This is a genomic window from Agarivorans sp. JK6, assembly GCF_045277145.1.
Lineage (GTDB): Bacteria > Pseudomonadota > Gammaproteobacteria > Enterobacterales > Celerinatantimonadaceae > Agarivorans > Agarivorans albus.
Window position 1 is genome coordinate 1,973,208 of the sequence record NZ_CP113525.1, and the last position, 23,307, is coordinate 1,996,514.

A 23,307-nucleotide genomic window follows, 5' to 3' on the forward strand; every position below is an offset into this window, starting at 1 on the left:
TCGTTATAGAGAAGATATGAATTACATTCCCTTAAGTGAGCACAAAAAAGCTTGGATCTTTAGACGGGCTGATCTACCCATTAGCAGTGAAGACTGCGCTGCAATTAAACCTATGACCGAGTCTCGAGCGAATTTGTTATGGAAAGACCTTGTGAGTAAACAAGTTGATCACCCAGATTTTTTTCGTAAGGGTGATTGGGCCTTCAATCTAGAAACCTGGACTGGGCAGGGTAACTGGGAAGCTGTATGGGATAGCGAGCAACTTGCTTTACCTGAGGAGCTATTGACCCACTTAAACTGGCAAGATAATACAGTGGTTTATTATTGCAATGATCAACGAAACGTTATTGAAACCACTTGGTCTGTATTTAAGCGTTGCTGGAAAAACTTTTTGTTCATGGATGATGGAGCGTTGTTAGTCGCTAAAAAGCGCACCGAAGTTGCCCAATTCCTTGCCAACGGTAGTTATCAATTTGGCAATAAGCCTGCTTAGCGGTAGCTGAAGCGTTAATAAAAAACCGAAGCAAGTGCTTCGGTTTTTTTATGGCGCTAAGTAAGAAGTATTACTTGAACGGACGGTGTGGTTCGCCGGTGTATAACTGACGTGGTCGACCGATGCGTTGGGTCTCTTCTTCCATCATTTCTTTCCAGTGAGCTATCCAGCCAACTGTACGAGATAACGCAAAGATTACAGTAAACATGCTTACTGGAATACCAATTGCTTTAAGAACAATACCTGAGTAGAAATCTACATTCGGGAATAGTTTTTTCTCTTTGAAATAAGGGTCAGAAAGCGCGATGCGTTCTAGTTCCATTGCTACGTCTAGTAGTGGATCATCGATGTTTAATTCGTTGAGCACTTCATGACAGCTCTCACGCATTACTGTTGCGCGTGGATCGTAGTTTTTGTAAACGCGGTGGCCAAAGCCCATTAAGCGGAATGGGTCATTTTTGTCTTTAGCACGTTCAATAAACTCTGGAATACGGTCTACTGAGCCTATTTCTTCTAACATTGTTAGACATGCTTCGTTGGCACCACCATGAGCTGGCCCCCACAAACAAGCAATACCAGCAGCAATACATGCAAACGGGTTAGCACCAGAAGAGCCTGCCAAACGCACTGTTGAAGTAGAGGCATTTTGTTCGTGATCAGCATGCAACGTAAAGATACGGTCCATTGCGCGTTCAACCACAGGGCTAACCTTATATTCTTCGGTTGGCACTGAGAACATCATATTTAAGAAGTTTGCTGCGTAGCTCAAATCGTTGCGAGGGTATACAAACGGTTGGCCTGCAGAATACTTGTAGCTCATTGCGGCTAAAGTAGGCATCTTAGAAATTAAGCGATAAGCTGCAATTTCGCGATGGCGCTCATTAGAGATATCCATCGAGTCGTGGTAGAAGGCTGATAATGCACCCACTACACCTACCATGATCGCCATAGGGTGTGAATCACGACGGAAACCTTGGAAAAAGTGGATTAGCTGTTCGTGCACCATTGTATGGCGTGTAACAGTGGTTTTGAAGTTTTCGTATTGTTCAACGTTTGGTCGTTCGCCGAACAAAAGAATGTAACAAACTTCAAGGTAATCAGCGTGTTTTGCTAGGTCCTCGATTGAGTAACCTCGGTGTAACAAAATACCTTGCTCACCATCGATGTAAGTGATTTTTGATTCACATGAAGCTGTCGCTAAGAAACCTGGATCAAAAGTGAAATATCCTTTTTTTCCTAGTGTACGAACATCAATTACGTCATGTCCTGCTGTACCAGACATAATCGGCATCTCGTATGCCTCTTGGCCTGGCAGCGTTAGGGTGGCTTTATTGTCAGCCATAGCACGTCTCCCTTGCTTGTTCTAATTGTATTGTTTTTTGGATACAAAGCGCAGCACATTCTCACCTAGAACAAGGTCAAATGTCAATTGGCTCTGGTTGTGAAATATGGTGACTTATAGCGTTTATGTTAAATTTTCGAATTAAGTTGGCTGTTTCGTTGCGCTAAATTAGCTAAATGAAGGAAATGTTAATTGTATTTGTATAATGTGGGCGTTATACTTTCCTCGAAGTATGGCGCTAGTCCGAGCATTTTTTGCGCAATATAAATGTGAGTTTTTATACTTTAGTCTTAATTTAGGCCTTAAGTTCACAAAATTAACATTATCGCAACTCGCTGCTCTGTCCAGAGCCTCACTTTATAACCATAATAATACTCAAGGACCTGAGTGGGCAGAGAATCGTGAAAACAAAACAAAGACCAGTAAACCTCGACCTACAAACCATCAGATTTCCCATTACCGCAATTGCGTCCATCTTGCATCGTGTTTCCGGTGTGATTACCTTTTTCGCTTTGGCTATTTTGTTAGGCCTACTTGCTGAATCCCTTCAATCAGCAGAAGGTTTTGCGAATGTGCAATCTATTATGGATAACTTCTTGGTGAAGTTAATCATATGGGCAAGCCTTACCGCGTTGATGTATCACATTGTTGGCGGAATACGTCACTTGATCATGGACATGGGCTATTGGGAAGAGCTAGATAGTGCATCATCTAGCGCTAAAATCTCATTCGTTATCACTGCTGTACTGGCAGTACTAATGGGAGTAATCGTATGGTAACTAATGCTGCAACTTTTGGCCGTAGCGGTGTACATGACTTTTTGCTCATCCGCGCAACCGCCATTATTTTAACCCTATATACAATCTACTTACTTGGCTTCTTCGCATTTAACGATGTGACATATCAGTCTTGGAGTGGATTTTTTGCTTGGCTTCCAACCAAAGTATTCACCTTACTTGCACTTTTATCGATGCTGATCCATGCCTGGATTGGTTTATGGCAAGTGTTAACTGACTACGTGAAATGCACGGCATTGCGTGTTGGTTTACAGTTTTCTTTAACAGTTCTGGCGCTAATTTACGTAGCGACCGGTCTGTTTGTTATTTGGGGGTAAGTCGAGTGGCAATTTCTATTCGAGAGTTTGACGCCGTTGTAATCGGTGCTGGCGGCGCGGGAATGCGTGCTGCTTTACAGATTTCTGAAGAGGGCAAATCTTGCGCTCTAATTTCAAAAGTATTTCCAACCCGTTCTCACACTGTATCTGCTCAGGGTGGTATTACGGTTGCGTTAGGTAATTCGCACAAAGATAACTGGCAGTGGCACATGTACGATACCGTTAAAGGGTCGGACTACATTGGTGACCAAGATGCCATTGAATACATGTGTAATGTAGGTCCTGAAGTTATTATTGAACTTGAAAAGATGGGTTTACCGTTTTCTCGTTTTGATAATGGCTCAATCTACCAGCGCCCATTTGGTGGTCAATCTAAAGAGTTTGGCGGTGAGCAGGCTGCTCGTACTGCTGCAGCTGCAGACCGTACTGGCCACGCTTTGTTACATACGCTGTATCAGCAAAACGTTAAAAAGAAGACCACCATATTCTCTGAGTGGTATGCCTTAGATTTAGTAAAAAATGCTGATGGTGATGTTGTAGGTTGTACTGCAATGGATATCGACAGTGGCGAAGTGGTTTACTTTAAAGCTAAAGCAACCGTATTAGCTACTGGCGGAGCAGGGCGTATTTTTGCCTCAACCACCAACGCACACATTAATACCGGTGATGGCGTGGGCATGGCATTGCGTGCTGGCGTACCAATCCAAGATATGGAAATGTGGCAGTTCCACCCAACCGGCATTGCTGGTGCCGGTGTTCTGGTGACCGAAGGCTGTCGTGGCGAAGGTGGTTACTTATTAAATAAGGACGGCGAGCGCTTCATGGAGCGCTATGCTCCAAATGCTAAAGACTTGGCGGGCCGTGATGTTGTTGCGCGTTCAATGATGACTGAAATCCGCGAAGGCCGTGGATGTGATGGACCATGGGGCCCACACATCAAACTTAAAATGGACCATCTAGGCGAAGAAGTTCTAGAGAGCCGTTTACCAGGTATTTGTGAACTGTCGCGTACGTTTGCGCATGTTGATCCTGTTAAAGAGCCAATCCCAGTTATTCCAACTTGTCATTACCAAATGGGTGGTGTGCCTTGTAATGTAAACGGCCAAGCTATTACTCAAAATGAGAAAGGCGAAGACGAAATCATTAACGGCTTGTTTGCTGTTGGTGAAATTGCTTGTGTATCGGTACACGGCGCCAACCGCTTAGGTGGTAACTCATTACTTGATTTGGTTGTGTTTGGTCGAGCTGCAGGTAAATTCTTAGGTGAATACCTAAACGAAGATATCGATATGGCAGATGCTACAGAAGCAGAATTGGATGCTGCCATGTCTCGTTATAATCGTTGGGAAAACTCGACTTCAGACGGTGAAGACCCAGTTCAAATTCGTAAAGACCTCCAACAATGTATGCAGCTTAACTTCTCGGTGTTCCGCGAAGGCGAGTCTATGGCTAAAGGCTTGGAAGAGTTACAAGTTATTCGCAAACGTTTAGCTAACGCTCGTTTGGATGACAAGTCGAAAGACTTTAATACTCAGCGTGTAGAGTGCTTAGAGTTAGACAACTTAATGGCAACAGCAATTGCTACAGCCCATGCTGCAAACTTCCGCACTGAAAGTCGTGGCGCGCATAGTCGCTTCGATTACCCAGATCGTGATGACGCACAATGGCTGTGCCATTCACTGTTTGATCCAGCTAGCGAGACCATGGGGCGTCGTGAGGTGAATATGTCACCAAACCTACGTGAAGCTTTCGAACCTAAAGTTCGCACATATTAAGGAGGCGGTAATGAACGTTAATTTTTCTCTGTACCGCTACAACCCGGATACGGACACAAAACCAAATATGAAGTCATATCAGCTTGAGGTCCCAGAGGGCTCTGATATGATGGTACTAGATGCATTGATTTTGCTTAAAGAACAAGACCCTAGCATTGCTTTTCGACGCTCATGTCGTGAAGGCGTTTGTGGTTCCGACGGCATTAATATGAATGGCAAAAACGGCCTAGCCTGTGTGACTCCTTTGTCAGACTTGTTAGGTAAAGGCGATATTGTTATTCGCCCGCTGCCAGGCTTGCCTGTAGTACGCGACCTCGTGGTTGATATGGGGCAGTTTTACGATAATTATGCGCGTATTAAGCCATTCTTAATCAATGATGAACAAATTCCACCTGCTCGTGAAAACTTGCAGAGCCCAGAAGAACGCGAAAAGTTAGACGGAATGTACGAGTGTATCCTTTGTGCATGTTGTTCTACGTCTTGTCCTTCTTTCTGGTGGAACCCAGAGAAATTTGTTGGCCCTGCTGGCCTATTGGCAGCATATCGTTGGTTAGCAGATAGCCGAGATACGGCTACAGATGAACGTCTTGCAGAATTAGACGATGCCTTTAGCGTATTCCGCTGCCATGGCATTATGAACTGTGTAAGTGTTTGTCCTAAAGGATTAAACCCGACAAAAGCTATCGGCCATATTAAGTCGATGCTGATAAAACGGGCTGTTTAGCAAAAAGTTAATTTTTATAATTAGCTGGTTCTAAATAGCCATTTTACTTCGGTAGGATGGCTATTTTTTTATAAAACCCTATAAAGTCATACAGTGACGTAGAAAATAAAGGGATAGCGTTTAAATGCAAAATGGCGTAATGAAGGCCTGGCTAGAGTCCTCGCATTTAGCTGGTGCTAATTCGACCTATGTGGAAGACCTCTATGAGGCATATTTAGAAGATCCTTCTTCTGTATCTGAACAATGGCAGGAAGTGTTCGCTGAGCTTCCAGCTGTGGAAGGTACATCTGAAGATACCCCTCACGCTCCTATTCGTGACTACTTTCGCCGTTTAGCGAAAGATACCTCTCGTTTTAGTTCTCCGGTTGAAGACCCTCAACACGGTGCCAAACAAGTTAAAGTATTGCAGTTAATTAATGCTTACCGCTTTCGCGGACATCAGCATGCGCAACTGGATCCTTTAGGTTTATGGCAACAAGAACGCGTAGCCGACCTATCTCCAGAGTTTCATGCCTTAGATAGTGCAGACTTTGAAGAAACGTTTAACGTAGGTTCGTATGCCATTGGTAAAGAAACCATGGCACTTAAAGATTTACATAAGTCTTTATTAAAAACCTACTGTGGCTCTATCGGTGCTGAATACATGCACATTACCGATACTGACGAAAAGCGTTGGATTCAAAGCCGCTTAGAGTCTGTTGAAGGGCAGGGCGACTTTACACAAGAAGACCGAATTCGCTTTCTTAAAAGCTTAACAGCAGCAGAGGGTTTAGAAAAATACCTAGGCGCTAAATTCCCAGGGGCAAAACGCTTCTCGTTGGAAGGTGGCGATAGCTTGCTGGTAATGCTTAAAGAGATCGTTCGTTCTGCGGGTATTCAAGGCACTAAAGAGGTTGTTGTGGGCATGGCTCACCGCGGTCGCTTAAACGTACTGGTAAATGTACTGGGTAAAAACCCATCAGAATTGTTTGATGAGTTTGCCGGCAAACACGACGACACTTGGGGCACTGGTGACGTTAAATACCACCAAGGCTTTAGTTCAGACTTTGCTACTCCTGGTGGCAACGTGCATATGTCGTTAGCCTTTAACCCATCGCATTTAGAAATTGTAAATCCGGTAGTGATGGGCTCAGTTCGTGCTCGACAAGATCGTCGCGCGGGAGAGAACTGTTTACCAATTACCATCCATGGTGATTCAGCCATTGCTGGCCAAGGTGTTGTGCAAGAAACCTTTAATATGTCACAAGCGCGTGGCTTTAAAGTTGGCGGCACAGTGCGAATTGTGGTGAATAACCAAGTTGGTTTCACTACCTCCAATCCGCGTGACACTCGCTCAACCCAATACTGTACTGATATTGCAAAAATGGTGCAGGCGCCAATATTCCACGTAAATGGCGACGATCCAGAAGCGGTTGCTTTTGTTAGCCGAATGGCGCTGGACTACCGCAATACCTTTAAGCGTGATGTAGTTATTGATTTGGTATGTTACCGCCGCCATGGTCACAACGAAGCTGATGAGCCAAATGCAACTCAGCCTTTGATGTACCAAAAAATTAAGAAGCACCCAACGCCACGTAAATTTTACGCAGATGTGTTAGTTGAGCGCGGTCAATTAGATAGCGCAGAGGCTACTGCGTTGGTTAACGGCTACCGTGATCAACTAGATAATGGGGATTGCGTTGTTGAAGAATGGCGCCCAATGACTGAGCACAGTGTTGATTGGCGTCCATACCTCGGTCATGAATGGGATATGGATTACGATTCTTCGTTACCCGTTGAAGCTATTCAAGATCTTGGTGAAAGGCTAACCAAGTTACCAGAAGAACATAAGCTGCACCCTCGAGTTAAGAAAATTAACGATGATCGCCGCTTAATGGCCTTAGGTGAAAAACCACTTGATTGGGGTTTTGCAGAAAATTTAGCTTATGCAAGCTTGCTTGATGAGAAGCAAAATATCCGTATTACTGGTCAAGACTCCGGCCGTGGTACTTTCTTCCACCGTCATGCTGTGTTGCATAACCAAACAGATGCATCAACCTATGTTCCATTGAAAAACCTTGCTGAAGAGCAAGGGCACTTAGCTTTATTTGACTCAGTATTATCTGAAGAAGCAGTTCTGGCTTTTGAATATGGTTACACAACTGCAGAGCCTTCTACTTTAGTTATTTGGGAAGCACAGTTTGGTGATTTTGCTAACGGTGCCCAAGTGGTAATCGACCAATTCTTATCATCTGGCGAGCAAAAATGGGGTCGTATGTGTGGCCTTGTGATGCTGCTTCCACATGGTTATGAAGGTCAAGGTCCAGAGCACTCATCGGCGCGTTTAGAACGTTACTTGCAATTGTGTGCAGAACACAACATGCAAGTATGTGTGCCATCTACACCTGCCCAGGTTTACCATATGTTGCGACGCCAACAGGTTCGCCCTATGCGTCGCCCGTTAGTGGTAATGTCGCCTAAGTCGTTACTTCGTCATCCTCTAGCGGTGTCTAGTTTAGAAGAGTTAGCGGAAGGCCAGTTCCAAAATGCTATCGGTGAATTAGACGATATCGACCCAGCTCAGGTTCGCCAAGTAGTAATGTGTTCAGGTAAAGTTTATTACGACTTGCTTGAGCAACGCCGTAAAAATGAACAAACTGATGTTGCTTTGGTACGTATTGAGCAGTTGTATCCGTTCCCCGACCAAGACGTGAAACAAATTTTTGAACAATATCAACATGTAGAAAGATTTGTTTGGTGTCAGGAAGAACCGCTTAACCAAGGTGCCTGGTATAGTAGCCAGCATCACTTTAAATCTGTAATCCCTGCCGGAGCAGAATTGCGTTATGCTGGTCGACCAGCATCTGCGTCACCTGCGGTTGGGTATATGTCCCTTCACTTAAAACAACAACGCGCTCTAGTTACTGATGCGTTGACAGTTGAATAAAAAAGAATAAAGGAAGCCTTAATGAGCATTGAAATTAAAGTGCCAGACCTACCTGAATCAGTAGCTGATGCAACAATTGCCACTTGGCACAAGCAGCCTGGTGACGCAGTAGAGCGTGATGAAGTAATTGTTGATATTGAGACAGATAAAGTTGTGCTTGAAGTGCCCGCATTGGAAGCTGGCGTGCTTGAAGAGATTGTTGAAGCTGAAGGTGAAACGGTACTTGCTCAGCAAGTTATCGGTAAGATGAAAGCAGGCGCAGTTGCTGGCGAAGAAGTTAGCACTAAAGCTGCAGATGCCGGCAACGATAAAGCTGATAGCGGCGAAGAATTATCGCCTTCTGTACGTCGTTTAGTGGCAGAGAAGGGTATTGATGCCTCTGCAATTAAAGGCTCTGGCCCAAATGGTCGTATAACCAAAGAAGATGTAGAAGCACATATTGCTAAACCTGCAGCAGCTGCCAAAGAAGCTAAAGCCGAGGCCGCTGCGCCACAAGCGCCGCTATCTTCGCGTAGCGAAAAGCGTGTAGCTATGACACGTTTACGCAAGCGTGTTGCTGAACGTTTGTTGGAAGCTAAAAATACCACTGCAATGTTAACGACCTTCAATGAAGTTAACATGAAGCCAATTATGACTTTGCGTAAGCAATATCAAGACGTATTCGAAAAGCGTCATGATATTCGTTTAGGCTTTATGTCTTTTTACGTAAAAGCAGTTGTTGAAGCGTTAAAACGCTTCCCAGAAGTTAACGCGTCTATCGACGGTGATGAAATTGTTTACCACAATTACTTCGACGTAAGTATCGCTGTATCAACACCTCGTGGCTTGGTAACGCCGGTACTGCGTGACTGTGATTTGCTAAGCGTTGCAGATATCGAAAAAGGCATCCGTGAGCTGGCTATTAAAGGTCGTGATGGTAAGTTAACCGTTGATGAATTAACCGGTGGTAACTTTACAATTACTAACGGTGGTGTATTTGGCTCGTTAATGTCTACGCCAATTATTAACCCACCACAAAGCGCTATTTTGGGCATGCACAAAATTCAAGACCGCCCAATGGCAGTGAACGGCCAGGTAGAAATTTTACCAATGATGTACTTAGCGTTGTCTTACGACCACCGCTTGGTAGATGGAAAAGAGTCAGTTGGTTTCTTAGTAACCATTAAAGAGTTACTCGAAGACCCAACACGCTTATTGCTCGACGTGTAATAAAAGTTTGTATTGGGCCTGGTTTTCAGGCCCTTATTCGGAAAGGTGTTCAGCACCTCTAATGTATCCCCTAACACTATGGATAGAACATCATGAATTTGCATGAATATCAGGCCAAGCAATTATTTGCCGACTATGGCTTGCCAGTGCCAGAAGGTTACGCCTGTGATACCCCACAAGAAGCAGCTGAAGCTGCGGGCAAAATCCCTGGCTCTACATGGGTAGTAAAAACTCAAGTTCACGCAGGTGGACGCGGTAAAGCTGGCGGCGTAAAAGTAACGTCTGATAAAGAAGAAATTAAGGCATTTGCTCAACAATGGTTAGGCAAAAACTTAGTCACTTATCAAACTGATGCTAATGGCCAACCTGTATCAAAAATCTTGGTAGAAGAAGCCTCTGACATCGCTAACGAGCTTTACTTAGGCGCGGTTGTCGACCGTGCAACGCGTCGCGTTGTATTTATGGCATCAACTGAAGGCGGCATGGAAATCGAAAAGGTTGCCGAAGAAACGCCAGAGTTGATTCACCAAATGGCTATCGATCCCTTAGTAGGTCCTCAAGCTTATCAAGCGCGTGAGTTAGCGTTTAAATTAGGCCTTGAAGGCGCTCAAATTCGCCAATTTACTAAGATCTTTGTTGGTCTTGCAGAAATGTTTACTGACCACGATTTGGCGCTTTTAGAAATTAACCCGCTAGTGGTTACCGGTAGTGGTGATTTAGTGTGCCTAGACGGTAAAATTAACATCGATTCAAATGCGATGTACCGTCAGCCTAAGCTACGCGAAATGCACGATCCTTCGCAGGAAGATGAGCGTGAAGCACATGCCGCACAATGGGAGCTAAACTACGTAGCGCTCGATGGCAGCATTGGTTGTATGGTTAACGGTGCTGGTCTAGCGATGGGTACTATGGATATCGTTCAACTACACGGCGGTTCTCCGGCTAACTTCCTAGATGTTGGTGGCGGCGCAACCAAAGAACGTGTTACCGAAGCATTTAAGATTATTTTGTCAGACGACAAAGTAAAAGCCGTATTGGTAAACATTTTTGGCGGTATTGTACGTTGTGACCTAATCGCCGACGGTATTATTGGCGCTGTAGAAGAAGTTGGTGTGAGTGTACCAGTTGTTGTTCGCCTTGAAGGTAACAATGCTGAGTTAGGTACCCAACGTTTGGCTGAGTCAGGCCTTAACATTATTGCAGCTACCAGCTTAACTGATGCTGCAGAGCAAGTAGTTAAAGCAGCGGAGGCCAAGTAATGAGCATTCTAATCGACAAAAACACTAAAGTGATCTGTCAAGGCTTCACTGGTGGTCAAGGTACTTTCCACTCTGAGCAAGCTATTGAGTACGGTACGCAAATGGTAGGTGGTGTATCACCTGGTAAAGGCGGTCAAACTCACTTAGGTCTTCCAGTGTTCAATACAGTAAGTGAAGCGGTACAAGCTACTGGCGCAGATGCTACAGTAATTTACGTGCCAGCTCCTTTCTGTAAAGACGCTATTTTAGAAGCTATCTCAGCTGGCATTAAAATCATCATCACTATTACCGAAGGCATTCCAACTTTGGATATGCTAGAAGTTAAAGTGAAATTAGATGAAGCTGGCGCACGTATGATTGGTCCTAACTGCCCGGGTGTTATTACGCCTGATGAATGTAAAATTGGTATTATGCCAGGCCACATTCATAAAGCTGGTAAAGTTGGTATTGTGTCTCGTTCAGGCACACTAACGTACGAAGCAGTTAAGCAAACTACCGACGAAGGTTTCGGTCAGTCTAGCTGTGTAGGTATTGGCGGTGACCCAATTCCAGGCTCTAACTTCATCGACATTTTGGAAATGTTCCAAAACGATCCAAAAACTGAAGCAATTGTAATGATTGGTGAAATTGGTGGTAGCGCAGAAGAAGAAGCAGCAGCTTACATTAAAGAAAATGTAACCAAGCCTGTAGTTTCTTACATTGCTGGTGTTACTGCTCCTCCGGGTAAGCGTATGGGCCACGCCGGTGCCATTATCGCTGGCGGTAAAGGTACTGCCGCAGACAAGTTTGCTGCTCTTGAAGATGCAGGTGTTAAAACTGTACGTAGTCTTGCCGATATTGGTAAAGCATTGCGTGAAGTTACCGGTTGGTAATTTTCAACTTAATGCAATAAGGCGCCTTTGGGCGCCTTTTTTATTGGCTAAAATTTGTTAGCTCTTTGGTGGTATGAACGCATAGATTTGTAAGCGACTTACTATTATCACAATAACCATTGTTAAGGGGCTGAATAACTTGCTTTTAAGCGGGGAATGAACAAGGATGAAGGGATAAAAATAAAATAATTACTAGACTAACGACAAGGATGAACTATGAAGGATTCTCTTCCTATAGAACATTTGTATTACACAGAGAGTAGCCTAGAGAAAATTCTAGGTAACCTCGACAAAGTTAGACAGAATATCTTTCCTAATTTGTCTGAAGAAAAAGACTTATTAGAACAAAGTTTCCCCTCTGTTTGCTTAATTGGCCTTGGTCGCTGCGGATCAAACATAGCACTTGATGTAGCCACTTTGGTATACAACTCCCGTAATCACTACCTTAACGAGTTAGAGTATCAAGACCAACTTGCTCAGGAGCGTGAATTTAAACCGATGCGTTGGATTAAAAATCATTTGCCACTGGATAACGGTAACGGTGACAACCCAGTATTTTTAATTGAACCCGTGGTGCTGGTAGGCGATTTAGATAAAGACATTGCCGGGCGCATTAAGTACTCCTCTCAAGCCGGTCGCCAAAAGTTTCTCGATGAATACAAGAAGCTCCAGTTGATGGACTTATCTGAAGTACACGCCGGAGGCGCAGGTAACGCGCCAATTTTAGGCCAGTACTTAGCTAAGATTATTTTAAATAAGGAAACTGCCAGCTTTAGAAATGAAGATTGGCGTCACATTCACTCTTACTTGGTTGACTCTTGCGGCATTAAAGCTAACCAATCGCGCCTTTACTTCTATATATTTAGTGCCGGTGGTGGTACTGGTTCTGGCATGGCATCCGAGTTTGGCCTTGCTCAGCAGTTTTCTTACCTAAGTAAAACCTTTGATTATCAAGTTTCGCCATCTAATCAACCCGATAAGCGTGATTCTTTTGTTTTTGAACCTATTTTCACTTCAGGCATTTGTATCCTGCCTAATATCTCGGGTAGCAGTATCGAGGTGTCTGAAGCGCTGCATATCAACGCCGGCCGTTTGTTATGTAAGTACCTTTCTGAAGAGTGGGATTTCTCGTATAACGTAGAGCGTGAAAGCAACGATACGCCCGAAGATGTGATGAAGCGGATTCGCCCTTGGAACTCTATGATGTTGATTTCTAACGATATCATGCGTTATGTAGAGCAAGAAGAAAGCGAAAACGGCAAAGATATTGACGTAAACACCATGGAGAAATATGCCAATCAGTATATCTCTCAACAAATATTCAATATCTTAACCGCGCAAGCGGTAACCACTGATTACGACGAAAACTACTTCCGTCGTGCAGGCATTGATATTTCAGAAACCGTACGTTTAGATGCAAACGATTTATTCATGAGTATGGCAGGCCCTGTAGCGGTCGCTTACGCGGAGAGCGTAGTAAATAAATCGGTGAATGATGACGTGGATATTGATGAGCTGTTTTTCCGCTCTATCGATTTACCGCACTTTAACCGAGATACCCAAGCCATTGAAGGCATTAGTATTTTGCCTATTGAATCGCAGCGTTATAAGCAGTCATTGAAGAAGTATCAAGACAGCCAATACAATGCAGAAGAGCTAAACGACTTACACTTCTTCAAGCATTGTTCGTCGGTAATTTCTATTATCTCTTTGCCAAAAGACTACAAACTGTCGTTTATGGACCTTAACAAGCTGAAAGTGCATATTAACAAGCTGTTCCCTAACACGACCTTAAAGCGTTATGCCTTGGTAATTGGCGCTTCAGCAAACTTGTCTTTAACGACTTTGGTAGCCAAAAGCCCATGTTTGAGTGATGACTTTTTGACCTTGGTGGTTGCTTATATTAAACGTTGTTTTGCTAAAGAAGAGTATCGTTATAACGATGATATTGACCAAGCAATACTGCGCTTTATTACCCAAGATGAGTTTAAGCCAGAAGAGTTACAAGAGTTCTTATGGGAGTTTGAAAACCCAGCCAAAATCTTAGATACCAATTGGTATGCTATTAAGCCAATGTATGAGAAGAAATATCGAGAGTTGATTGGCGAAGCTGATAAGTTTGTATCGATTAACGATATTCGTTTGGACTTTAAGAACGTGGAAAATGCGATTAAATATCTGCGTGAAATCTATCGACACCGCATCAGTAAAACCAACATTCTATCTTTGGATAATGATGCCGGCGGAGTTATTCACTTATCGCCTGGGCTACACTCAATAGAGCCTGTGGCCGAATCTAAATAAACACTAAAAAAGGGGCTTTAGCCCCTTTTTTTTATGTGTGCAGCAAGCAAATTAGTTATTGGCTAAGCTTTCGCTGTCTAATACTAACTCTAGTGCTTCGGCTGCAAGGTTTTGCTCTTGTTGGCGTAGTAAGTTGTAGTTCTCTACAGCGCGGCGATTGGTCGCTACGTTTCGTTCGATAGCATATTGAAGATCAGTCTTCATGGGATTCCCTATATATACGATGATCAAACTTATGACCTTATGGTCGGCACAAGTTTGAGGGCGCAATGTTACACAAATGTGAAGGAAAGGTGAAGTGTTTACTTTGTGTTTTGAGCCCGTTTGCCGCTAAATTGCTCAAAATAAGCAGAAAGCCAAATTCCTTCTATAATCGGGGGCAAGCCTTGTCATTATACTTGGACAAGGATGAAAATTTGTTTCAAAATGTGGGCGTTATCTGATTAGGGTCATAAAACTTTTACCCTTTGCGTGGCAAAATGCGCGCTCATAAAAACAGTGGGTTGGAATTGTTAAGTCGCCGATTCTAGTGCTGTTAAAAGAATATTTGTTGTTTCGTGCAGCCAAGTTAAGCCAATAAAAGCAAAAAAGCATTAAAAGGCAGGCACGAAGGAATTGTTGAATTATTACGTAAGTTTTGGTCAGTTCAGCTTTGTGAGGGAATGATGGTTAAGAAAATTGGTGTTTTAACAAGTGGCGGCGACGCCCCTGGTATGAATGCTGCGGTACGTGCAGTTGTGCGTAGTGCGTTATCTAAAGATATTGAAGTATACGGCGTATACGACGGTTACATGGGCTTATACGAAGACAACATTAAGAAGTTGGATCGTTACAGCGTTTCTGATGTTATCAACCGTGGTGGTACGTTCTTGGGCTCAGCTCGATTCCCAGAATTTAAAGAACTTGCTACCCGTGAAGTAGCAGTAGAAAACATGAAGAAACACGGCATCGAAGCGCTTGTAGTAGTGGGCGGTGACGGTTCTTACATGGGTGCTAAAAAGCTAACTGAAATGGGTTTCCCATGTATTGGTTTGCCAGGCACTATCGACAACGATATTGCAGGTACTGATTACACCATCGGTTTCGATACTGCGCTAAACGTAGTGATTGACGCGATTGACCGTATTCGTGATACCTCTTCTTCCCACAACCGTATTTCTGTGATCGAAATCATGGGTCGCTACTGTGGCGACTTAGCCATGCAAGCTAGCATCGCCGGTGGTGCAGAATACGTGATTATTCCTGAAAAGGGTTTTGATCGTGAAGAGCTATTAAACAGCCTTAAAGATGGTCAGAAAAAAGGTAAGAAACACGCTATTGTTGCGATTACCGAGCACATTACTAACGTGAATGAGCTAGCTGCTGGTATCGAGATGGCCACTGGTCGCGAAACTCGTGCAACCATTCTTGGCCACATTCAACGTGGTGGTACACCAACTGGTCGTGACCGCGTAATGGCTAGCCGTATGGGTGCATACGCCGTAGACCTTCTACTAGAAGGTGAAGGTGGACGTTGTATCGGTATTCAAAACAACAAGATGGTTCATCACGACATCATCGATTGTATTGAAAACATGAAACGCCCATTCAACGAAGAGTTGTACGACTTATCTAAGTGCTTGTTCTAAGAAACTAGAACCACTGTAAAATCATCTAAAAATACTGGCCCCTAATAGTTGGCAAACAACTATTAGGGGCTTTTTCATATGTGAAGGTAGGCTTCAAATACTCAGCTAAACACAATACAGTAGACAAATTATAAAGTTATATGGCTTATGTAGAATTGATTAGTCAAAGACATGGTAGGTAGACCATACATTCTTAGGTATGAAGGTACTGTACTAAGGAAAGTAAAATGAAATATATGCATGCAGCCTTTTTGGGGCTCGTTAGCATCTTGCTAAGTGCTTGTTTTGGAGTGCCCACAAAAACAGGGACTTACAGCGAAGTGGTGGGTCCAAATAAAGCTGGCTGTCTAAATGGGTATAGCGTGGTGATAGATGAAGAGAAATGTGAAAACTTCCGAGTAGGCAATCTTTTTGTTGATATGGCGCCTCGCGGCTCAAAGCGTTACTACCAAGATCCAGAAACAAGTCCTTATAAGCTACCTAGCGTAGTGTGCACAATTGAACGAGGTTCGAGCTATGATATACAAACTAATTTCATAGTGGAGGAGGTTGTTGTGACAACTAACTCAGGACGTGTGTTCACTGATTTTGACTGGGGTTTTACTAGCTTCAATCAAGACTGTAAATATCTTTTTCTTAAGCCTAAGTTGGACATTAATGTCGAAAGAGATAGTGAGCTCAAGGTAAAGATGGTCGCTAGTGTTCTAACACCAGAAAAGCAAACTAAAGAAATGAATTTCGTTTTTTCTGGAGTTTCTCATTGGCACTTCCCATTCTATGGACCGTAGTAAGGTAAGTGGGTATTTAACTATTGTTTAAAGCTCTGCGTTTAAGCTAAATACCCAATGATAAGGTTCTCTTCAATTATTTAATTTGGCTCTTGGGCTATCTAGTTCATTAGCGATAGTCGTTTAACGACCAATCGTAATCTAGGTAAGATATTTTAGCCTTTTTAACTTGCTCAGGGCTTACGCGTAAATCTGCAGCATACTGGCTTAAGTAGTTATTAAGGCCACCTTCAAAGTCACCTTTGTACCATTTGAAGATTGAAGAGAGGTAAAGCCGTTCATTTTCGTCGTCATAATAGTTTTTGTTGCTATGTAAAAACTCTCTAAACGCTTGGGTGAGTTGTTGCTCAACGGCTTTTCCAGTAAAGGCTACGCTCTGCAGAGGAGGGCAGCTAATAGCCGCACACACTACCGCGGCATGAATGTGTGGATTATTGTAACCGGGTCGAATTAAATCGTGTTCGATATGGTCAAGGCTGACTTTCTCGCCAAACAGCATAAAGCGTTTTTTCTTCCAAGGGGACTGAAACAAGTTACCCAAATCGCGAATAGAAGTAATGTTAGGATAGGCGCTAAGAATATACTGCACGGTATAAGCGTTGTATGCATTAATTAGAAATGCCAGTTGTTCGTTATCAGACCATGTATCAAATTCACTTTGCGTGATGCTTGCCAATTTGTCTAAATAAGCCTGCAATTCTTGTCGATCAAAGTTTGCGTAGTCTACTCGACTTTCTTGATTGGCCACCGGCCAATGAACATATTCTTTAAGCAAACCATCCCATTGCGAGTGATCAAAAGATTCCGCCAAGGCCAATGGTGATGCAATTAAACTAATAAGGATTAAAACTTGAGCAAACAAACGCTTTACAGGGTTAAAAAGCGTTTTTAGCGTTTGCAAAACCGCAAGGCTTAAGCGAGAATAGCCTCGCTTCTTCGGAAGCTCATCTATGGTGGCCCTATTGGTCCTCCCGCATTGATACTCTGTGAACTCGGCCAGGCCCGGAAGGGAGCAACCGCAGCAGACGACTCGAGTGCCGGGATGTGGCTGGTAGGGTTGCCACCCAATCTTATAAGCTACTAATTTAATAAGATTTCTCACGTTTCTTCCTCTCTAATACTCAGCATATATTTTATTGCAGAAACACATTTAGTATTGGTGTAAATGGCGCTGCTTATTGTTATTAATGAGACAGGACAAGTAAGCCATTTCTTTCAGCTATTTAGTGAGCTAATGTGAATACCCACCTTAATACAGATTTTAGCTTAGTAAGCGCTTAGGCCTTAGTTAACCCACACTAACGTTACCACTCCTACAATATCTTTACTGGCAATAGCGCCAAAGTTTCGGCTATCAAAGCTGCAGGCGCGATTATCGCCCATGGCAAACCACTGTTGCTCATCTAAATGTATGGTTTGTTGGCCTTTGGCTAGTGGTGGTTGCCATCGCAACTGTGGGCAATCCCACGGCTTTTGCTGTTGAGTGAGTAAATGGCCTTGTAGGGTAAACTGGCTATTAGGCGGGGCGACTAAGCGTTTTACGTAGTTTATTTGTTGGTGTGTAAATACTACCATGTCGCAACGCTGTGGCTTAGTGTAGCGATCTACCAAAATAATAGAGCCCAAGGGTAGGGTCGGCAGCATAGAGCCAGAAGGTACTTGGTATAAAGATAAGCCTGAAGCAAAAGCCAACACTAGGCTTAATAAGGTACTGACAGGCAGTAATAGCAACCATAGTAGCCCAGTTTTTATGTTGTGTTTTGGCTGCCTACCTAAATACTTTCTTCGACGTTGCTGCTGACCAATAATCGCCAGCAGTAACAGTAATATGCCAAGGTTTAGGCCCAAAAAAGCTGTTAGCAATATAGGCCAAGATAGGGCAGGAAAGCTTTCTGATATGCCAAAAAGTATTTGTAAGCTGTTACCAAATACACTTATCCATCGCATTACGCCAACAATACTCAGTATTATTGTGGCCGCAAGGCCGCAATAAAGAGTTGTTCTGGGGTGGGGACTCACTTTAGGCTAAAGGTTTAATCGGCGTCATCACAGCCTAACTCAATAGTTAAGGCTTTAATTGGCAGTGGTTCAAAAAAGCTCTCTAGGGCTTCGGCCAGCTCTTCAGCCTCTGGCCCTGCTAGGAATTCTACACTTAGTTTACCTTGCTCAAATTCGGCTTGTTCTACCCATAAGTCGGGAAATTGTTCGAGTATTTCCTCGAAGGTATCGCCTGCATCGGCGTGAATCTCATCAAACAAGTCTTGTAACTTGGCGCCGGTGCTATTGTCTTGCAGCAAGAGCGTGACTTGCTGCCACAATTTGCTTGTGGCGTCGGGTGGCGTTAACAGTAATTGTACGGTTTCGCTCATGGTTTATCCTAAACAACGTTATTGAATGATTGTGTTTGCTAAGTGCCGCTTTACTTTAATCTAGGGTTTAAATGTTGCCAGCTTTCTAACTCTGTTAGCGGTAGTTGGCTGACAATTTCATATAGCAATTGCTCTGCCTTATCAGCTTGACTTTGATCGCCGCCTCGATACGAATCTATCGAGTAATTAATAACAAAGTGCAAGCCTTGGTGATATGGGGCTGCTAGATTGTTTAAAGAAACATTAACTTTAAAAGGCCACAGTTGCGGCCACCGCTTAGCTTGCTCGGGCGCATGTCGCTCTAACCAGGCTAACATTAAGTCGGGCAGTTTAAATTCATACTCTTCAGGGCCATATGTCCACCAACGAGGCGCATCTTCTTCACTGTCGAGTTTTTCATGTACAAAGTGTTGTTGCCATTGCTTAAATAATTCCGGGCTAATTTTAAAGCGCATTTTTTGGTAGCGACTACTACGCAATTTTTCAACAAAAAAGCTGTCTTGGTGTTTAATGTCGAGGCACACTTGCTTAAAGGCAGGGATGTGTTCGGCTAGGGGTAATAAGCAGTTTAATACTTGTTCGCGCACTTGATTATAGCTTTGTAAACGTGGGCTAAGCGTTACGGCATCACTAAACAAGCCTTCGTCAATCAGGCTCCAAAGATAACGTTTAAACTGGTGTTCTACTTGCATACGATGGGGGATGTTACGGCTATGCGCTTCTAGGGGCAGCTGTTTAAAGGCCGACACTAAATAATCGAGGCGTTTTAGCCATAAGGGCGGGCAAGGGTTGAGATCTGCGCCGTGCATCCAAGAGACAACACTGCCTAAGATATCACGACACATGTTTAAGGGCTCTATGCTTAACTGCCACCCGGGGTGATTGGGGTCGAGAACATTTTCTACGCGGCGTTGCGGGGTAAATTCATCGCCCAATAGCCAATCCACCACTGCTAAACGCTGTTCAATACTCTGGCTTTGGTGGGGCTCTGGAGCATGGGAAGAAAATTGGCGCATTAAGCTATCAGCAAAGCGCGGTATATCATCACTGCGAATTTCTAAAGGCTCTTTAGATGGTCGCCTTATGCCCAAGGTAGGCAGTACCATTAATAAATAACTGATGCTTTGCGGGCTAATGATTGGATAAAGAGTAAGCAGCCTTTCGACCGATACTTCACCAAAGTGCTTGGGGGCAAGCTCTCCAGTAAAATAATAGTGTTTAATCGCCTTGGCATCGCTGCGTTTAAATTGGCTGTAAGATTTTTCTAAGTGAATATCCCATAGGCGCTGACGCTCAGCCTGCCATGCCGGGTTATTAATGGTTTGCGCCAGCTCGCTAGCGAGCGGCTCTGGTAGGGGAGTAAAACTAGGTGCGGGCATGTGCTGTTCCTTCAGCGTTAACGGTTTGGGCTGTTTACTCAAATTCAGCGTCATCACAGCTTTGGTTTATCGATAAACTGACTAACGGGAAGGGCTTAAAAAAGCTCTCTAGGGCTTCGGCCAGCTCTTCAGCCTCTGGCCCTGCTAGGAATTCTACACTTAGTTTACCTTGCTCAAATTCGGCTTGTTCTACCCATAAGTCGGGAAATTGTTCGAGTATTTCTTCAAAGGTATCGCCTGCATCGGCGTGAATCTCATCAAACAAGTCTTGTAACTTGGCGCCGGTGCTATTGCCTTGCAGCAAGAGCGTGACTTGCTGCCACAATTTGCTTGTGGCGTCGGGTGGCGTTAACAGTAATTGTACGGTTTCGCTCATGGTTTATCCTAAACAACGTTATTGAATGATTGTGTTTGCTAACTGCCACTTTACTTTAACTTAGGGGCAAAATGTTGCCAGCTTTCTAACTCTGTTAGTGGTAGTTGACTCACAATTTCATATAGTAAGTGCTCTACCTTATCAGATTGGCTTTGGTCGCCGCCTCGGTACGAATCTATCGAGTAATCAATGACAAAGTGCAAGCCTTCGGCGTAGGGGGCGGCCAAGTTGTGTAAGGATATAATAACCTTAAGGGGCCACAGTTGCGTCCATAGCTTGGCTTGCTCAGGCGCATGCTGTTCTAACCATGCCAGCATTAAGTCGGGAAACTTGTCTTCATACATTCCATGGCCAAATGACCACCAAGTTGGCCATTCATCCTCACTGTCGAGTTTTTCATGCACAAAGTGTTGCTGCCATTGTTTGAATAACTCAGGGCTAATTTTAAAGCGTATTTTTTGGTAGCGGCTGCTGCGCAATTTTTCAACAAAGAAGCTGTCTTGGTGTTTAATGTCGAGGCACACTTGCTTAAAGGCAGGGATGTACTCGGTTAGGGGTAATAAGCAGTTTAATACTTGCTGCCGTGCTTGGTTATAGTCCTGCAAGCGCGGGCTAAGCGTTACCGCATCACTAAACAGCCCTGCGTCGATTAGGCTCCATAAATAACGTTTAAACTGGTGTTCTGCTTGCCTACGGTGAGGGATGTTACGGCTATGCGCTTCTAAGGGCAGCAGTTTAAAGGCCGACACTAAATAATCGAGGCGTTTTAACCATAAGGGCGGGCAATGGTTGAACTTTGCGCAGTGCATCCATGAAACAATATTGCCTAAGATATCACGGCACATGTTTAAGGGCTCTATGCTTAACTGCCAGCCGGGGTGCTTAGGGTCGATAACATTTTCTACGCGGCGTTGTGGGGCAAATTCATCACCCAATAGCCAATCCACCACCGCTAAACGCTGTTCTATACTTTGGCTTTGGTGGGGTTTTGGAGCAAAGGGAGAATAATCGAGCATTAAGCTATCAGCAAAGCGCTGAATATCATCACTGCATATCTCTAGTGGTCGTTTAACTAAATCTTTTATGCCCAAGGTAGGCAGTACCATTAATAAATAACTGATGCTTTGTGGGTTTATTAACGGATAAAGAGCTAGTAAGTTCTCGACTGCCACTTGACCAAAATGCTTAGGGGCTAGCTCACCAGTAAAATAATAGTGTTTAACGGCCTTGGCTTCGCTGCGTTTAAAACCTGCGTAGTAGCTCTCTAAGTGAATATCCCACAGGCGCTGACGCTCGGCCTGCCATTGCGGGTTACTAATAGTTTGCGCCAGCTCGCTGGCGAGCGGCTCTGGTAATGGGGTAAAACTAGGTGCGGGCATGTGCTGTTCCTTCAGCTTTATTCCGCGCCAATCATCTATCTAATTATTGTTTTTGTCAAAATGTTAAGTTGATAAATGCAAATAATAACAAAGCCTTATTGCTGTTTAATTAGGGCTGGCGGTTTGGGGTTGTTATCGCAGCGAAGCGAATACCCGGCTGCTATCTCTGCGAGTAATGCTTAGGCGTTTTTATGGCTCATAGACTTTTTCTTCATGTTCTAAGTCGCGAAAAAGGTTTTGTCGCCAATCAAATTCTAAGCTACGGTCGTTGGGGGTAGGGTTGTAGTAGTAGGTGAACTTTACAAAACCTTCATTTTTTCCTTTAGCTGTATTGACGTAAGCTGAGCCGAGGAACTCACCTGCTATTTTTCCATAATTGGCATGTATTACCTCACCTTCACTGTTTAGCTTAGTGTTGACTCGGAAAATATAACCTAAAGCTAATTTTTCGTAAGTGTTAATGGTTTTAGAGTTTGGGGCGCGATTCTTTTTAAGAACAAGGTTGTTAGTGTAGCCAGCCTGAGGAGCTAGGTAGGGGAAGGGGTACTCGGAGTTAGTCCAAACTTTATTTAGTTTAATAAATCCATCATTTGCATTAATAAAAGAGACTTGCAGTTCGTTGTTGTTTTTGTATATATCAGTATACTCACCATCTAAATAAAAGAAAATATGAGCTGTATTTCCCTTTCCATAAGGTGCAACCCAATCACTTTGCTCAAAGTCAAAGCCGATTGCTTCTCGTTTCTTGGGGACGGGAAGAGTTAGCTTTTTGACATACATGGCGGTGGGGTTTTTCTTTTTACGCAGTTCTATCGTGAGTTTTTGATGGCCTTTACTGGTTCTTTTTATTTTTGACTGGTAATAGCCTTTTTTGTTTACTCGTACAATTGCACCAAATTGACTAAAACGTAATGCTGTTACCTCTCCTTTTTCATCAGTTGTCCCTTTAAATTTATTACTACCTTTGCTGAGCATAAAACTCATGCTTACTTCTGCCCCTTTAACTGGCTGGCCATCTTGGTCGATAACTTTAAGCTTTATTTGGGTTAAGTCTCCAATGCACGCGCTGAGGTTAACCAACAGCAGGATTAGTGTTAGGCGTTTAGTCAATCTCATTAGCAGCTTCCTTGCTGTTAAGTACTTTAAGTCGCTTTTAGCAATCATTGGATGAGAGAGTGAGTAGGCGTTTTACTTAACGTTGGCTGTTTCTTCTGTGTGATTGTGCCCATCATCTGTTTAATTATCTAATTTGTCAAAATGAAACTTTATTAAATGTAAATAATAACAATGCTTTAAGCTGTAAATGGTTCATTTTAAGAACTAGGTCTTGTTAGCGATTAAATCCCAGATTTAAAGAGCAATGATTGGTG

General features: G+C 43.6%; 21 protein-coding genes and 1 other RNA gene. 13 read left to right on the plus strand and 9 right to left on the minus strand.

All coding sequences use genetic code 11. The features are described from left to right. Positions 1-16 precede the first annotated feature (16 nt). Complete coding sequence (locus tag OV592_RS09340) at positions 17-493, plus strand: DUF2947 domain-containing protein (RefSeq protein ID WP_406611187.1); 477 nt, start codon at positions 17-19, stop codon at positions 491-493. A gap of 70 nt (positions 494-563) precedes the next feature. Here the strand turns inward: OV592_RS09340 and gltA are convergent, their stop codons facing one another. After that, positions 564-1,835, minus strand: coding sequence for a citrate synthase (gltA, locus tag OV592_RS09345; RefSeq protein ID WP_016402545.1), 1,272 nt, complete (start codon positions 1,833-1,835; stop codon positions 564-566). Between the two features lie 398 nt (positions 1,836-2,233). Between gltA and sdhC the strand changes: the two genes are divergently transcribed. From sdhC to OV592_RS09390, 9 genes are all read left to right on the plus strand, one after another. After that, entirely contained in the window at positions 2,234-2,614 is a 381-nt protein-coding gene (gene sdhC / locus OV592_RS09350) for a succinate dehydrogenase cytochrome b556 subunit (RefSeq protein ID WP_406611421.1), read from the plus strand. Beyond that, positions 2,608-2,949, plus strand: a complete 342-nt coding sequence (sdhD, locus tag OV592_RS09355; RefSeq protein ID WP_016402543.1) for a succinate dehydrogenase, hydrophobic membrane anchor protein — start codon at positions 2,608-2,610, stop codon at positions 2,947-2,949. Before sdhC ends, sdhD begins: the two co-directional genes overlap by 7 nt. A gap of 5 nt (positions 2,950-2,954) precedes the next feature. Next, entirely contained in the window at positions 2,955-4,724 is a 1,770-nt protein-coding gene (sdhA, locus tag OV592_RS09360) for a succinate dehydrogenase flavoprotein subunit (RefSeq protein WP_406611188.1), read from the plus strand. 10 nt (positions 4,725-4,734) lie between these two features. After that, complete coding sequence (locus OV592_RS09365) at positions 4,735-5,448, plus strand: succinate dehydrogenase iron-sulfur subunit (protein WP_040307614.1); 714 nt, start codon at positions 4,735-4,737, stop codon at positions 5,446-5,448. Between the two features lie 124 nt (positions 5,449-5,572). Beyond that, positions 5,573-8,374 carry a 2-oxoglutarate dehydrogenase E1 component gene (sucA, locus tag OV592_RS09370; RefSeq protein ID WP_406611189.1) on the plus strand — a complete coding sequence of 934 codons (2,802 nt, stop codon included), beginning with the start codon at positions 5,573-5,575 and terminating at the stop codon, positions 8,372-8,374. Between the two features lie 21 nt (positions 8,375-8,395). Then, entirely contained in the window at positions 8,396-9,583 is a 1,188-nt protein-coding gene (gene odhB / locus OV592_RS09375) for a 2-oxoglutarate dehydrogenase complex dihydrolipoyllysine-residue succinyltransferase (RefSeq protein WP_016403618.1), read from the plus strand. Between the two features lie 92 nt (positions 9,584-9,675). Next, a complete protein-coding gene (gene sucC / locus OV592_RS09380; RefSeq protein WP_016403617.1) occupies positions 9,676-10,842 on the plus strand; it encodes an ADP-forming succinate--CoA ligase subunit beta in 1,167 nt (388 codons plus the stop codon). Then, positions 10,842-11,714, plus strand: a complete 873-nt coding sequence (gene sucD / locus OV592_RS09385; RefSeq protein ID WP_016403616.1) for a succinate--CoA ligase subunit alpha — start codon at positions 10,842-10,844, stop codon at positions 11,712-11,714. The genes sucC and sucD overlap by 1 nt, the downstream gene beginning before the upstream one ends. Before the next feature lie 216 nt (positions 11,715-11,930). Beyond that, positions 11,931-14,018: a hypothetical protein gene (locus OV592_RS09390; protein ID WP_406611190.1), complete on the plus strand. Its 2,088-nt coding sequence runs from the start codon at positions 11,931-11,933 to the stop codon at positions 14,016-14,018. A 51-nt stretch (positions 14,019-14,069) separates the two neighbouring features. Here OV592_RS09390 and OV592_RS09395 read toward each other — a convergent pair whose 3' ends face one another. After that, positions 14,070-14,222: a hypothetical protein gene (locus tag OV592_RS09395; protein ID WP_016403614.1), complete on the minus strand. Its 153-nt coding sequence runs from the start codon at positions 14,220-14,222 to the stop codon at positions 14,070-14,072. A gap of 461 nt (positions 14,223-14,683) precedes the next feature. On the opposite strand from OV592_RS09395, the gene pfkA reads away from it, so the two are divergent. Further along, complete coding sequence (pfkA, locus tag OV592_RS09400; RefSeq protein WP_016403613.1) at positions 14,684-15,646, plus strand: 6-phosphofructokinase; 963 nt, start codon at positions 14,684-14,686, stop codon at positions 15,644-15,646. Between the two features lie 227 nt (positions 15,647-15,873). Then, positions 15,874-16,434, plus strand: a complete 561-nt coding sequence (locus tag OV592_RS09405) for a hypothetical protein (protein ID WP_406611191.1) — start codon at positions 15,874-15,876, stop codon at positions 16,432-16,434. Between the two features lie 109 nt (positions 16,435-16,543). On the opposite strand, the gene OV592_RS09410 is transcribed toward OV592_RS09405, so the two are convergent. Next, positions 16,544-17,296, minus strand: a complete 753-nt coding sequence (locus OV592_RS09410) for a DUF547 domain-containing protein (RefSeq protein ID WP_406611192.1) — start codon at positions 17,294-17,296, stop codon at positions 16,544-16,546. A gap of 98 nt (positions 17,297-17,394) precedes the next feature. On the opposite strand from OV592_RS09410, the gene ffs reads away from it, so the two are divergent. Then, an RNA gene (gene ffs / locus OV592_RS09415) (signal recognition particle sRNA small type) lies at positions 17,395-17,491 on the plus strand. Between the two features lie 227 nt (positions 17,492-17,718). Here ffs and lepB read toward each other — a convergent pair. From lepB to OV592_RS09445, 6 genes are all read right to left on the minus strand, one after another. Then, the gene (gene lepB / locus OV592_RS09420; RefSeq protein ID WP_406611193.1) at positions 17,719-18,381 is read right to left on the minus strand and encodes a signal peptidase I; all 663 of its coding nucleotides are present in this window, start codon (positions 18,379-18,381) and stop codon (positions 17,719-17,721) included. An 86-nt stretch (positions 18,382-18,467) separates the two neighbouring features. After that, entirely contained in the window at positions 18,468-18,803 is a 336-nt protein-coding gene (locus OV592_RS09425) for a hypothetical protein (RefSeq protein WP_406611194.1), read from the minus strand. 50 nt (positions 18,804-18,853) lie between these two features. Beyond that, positions 18,854-20,182 (minus strand): hypothetical protein, encoded by a 1,329-nt coding sequence (locus OV592_RS09430; protein ID WP_406611195.1) that lies wholly within the window; start codon positions 20,180-20,182, stop codon positions 18,854-18,856. Positions 20,183-20,216: 34 nt separating this feature from the next. Then, positions 20,217-20,558 carry a hypothetical protein gene (locus OV592_RS09435; RefSeq protein WP_406611196.1) on the minus strand — a complete coding sequence of 114 codons (342 nt, stop codon included), beginning with the start codon at positions 20,556-20,558 and terminating at the stop codon, positions 20,217-20,219. 50 nt (positions 20,559-20,608) lie between these two features. Beyond that, positions 20,609-21,937: a hypothetical protein gene (locus OV592_RS09440; RefSeq protein WP_406611197.1), complete on the minus strand. Its 1,329-nt coding sequence runs from the start codon at positions 21,935-21,937 to the stop codon at positions 20,609-20,611. 189 nt (positions 21,938-22,126) lie between these two features. Beyond that, a complete protein-coding gene (locus OV592_RS09445) occupies positions 22,127-23,053 on the minus strand; it encodes a hypothetical protein (RefSeq protein WP_406611198.1) in 927 nt (308 codons plus the stop codon). Positions 23,054-23,307: the final 254 nt, after the last annotated feature.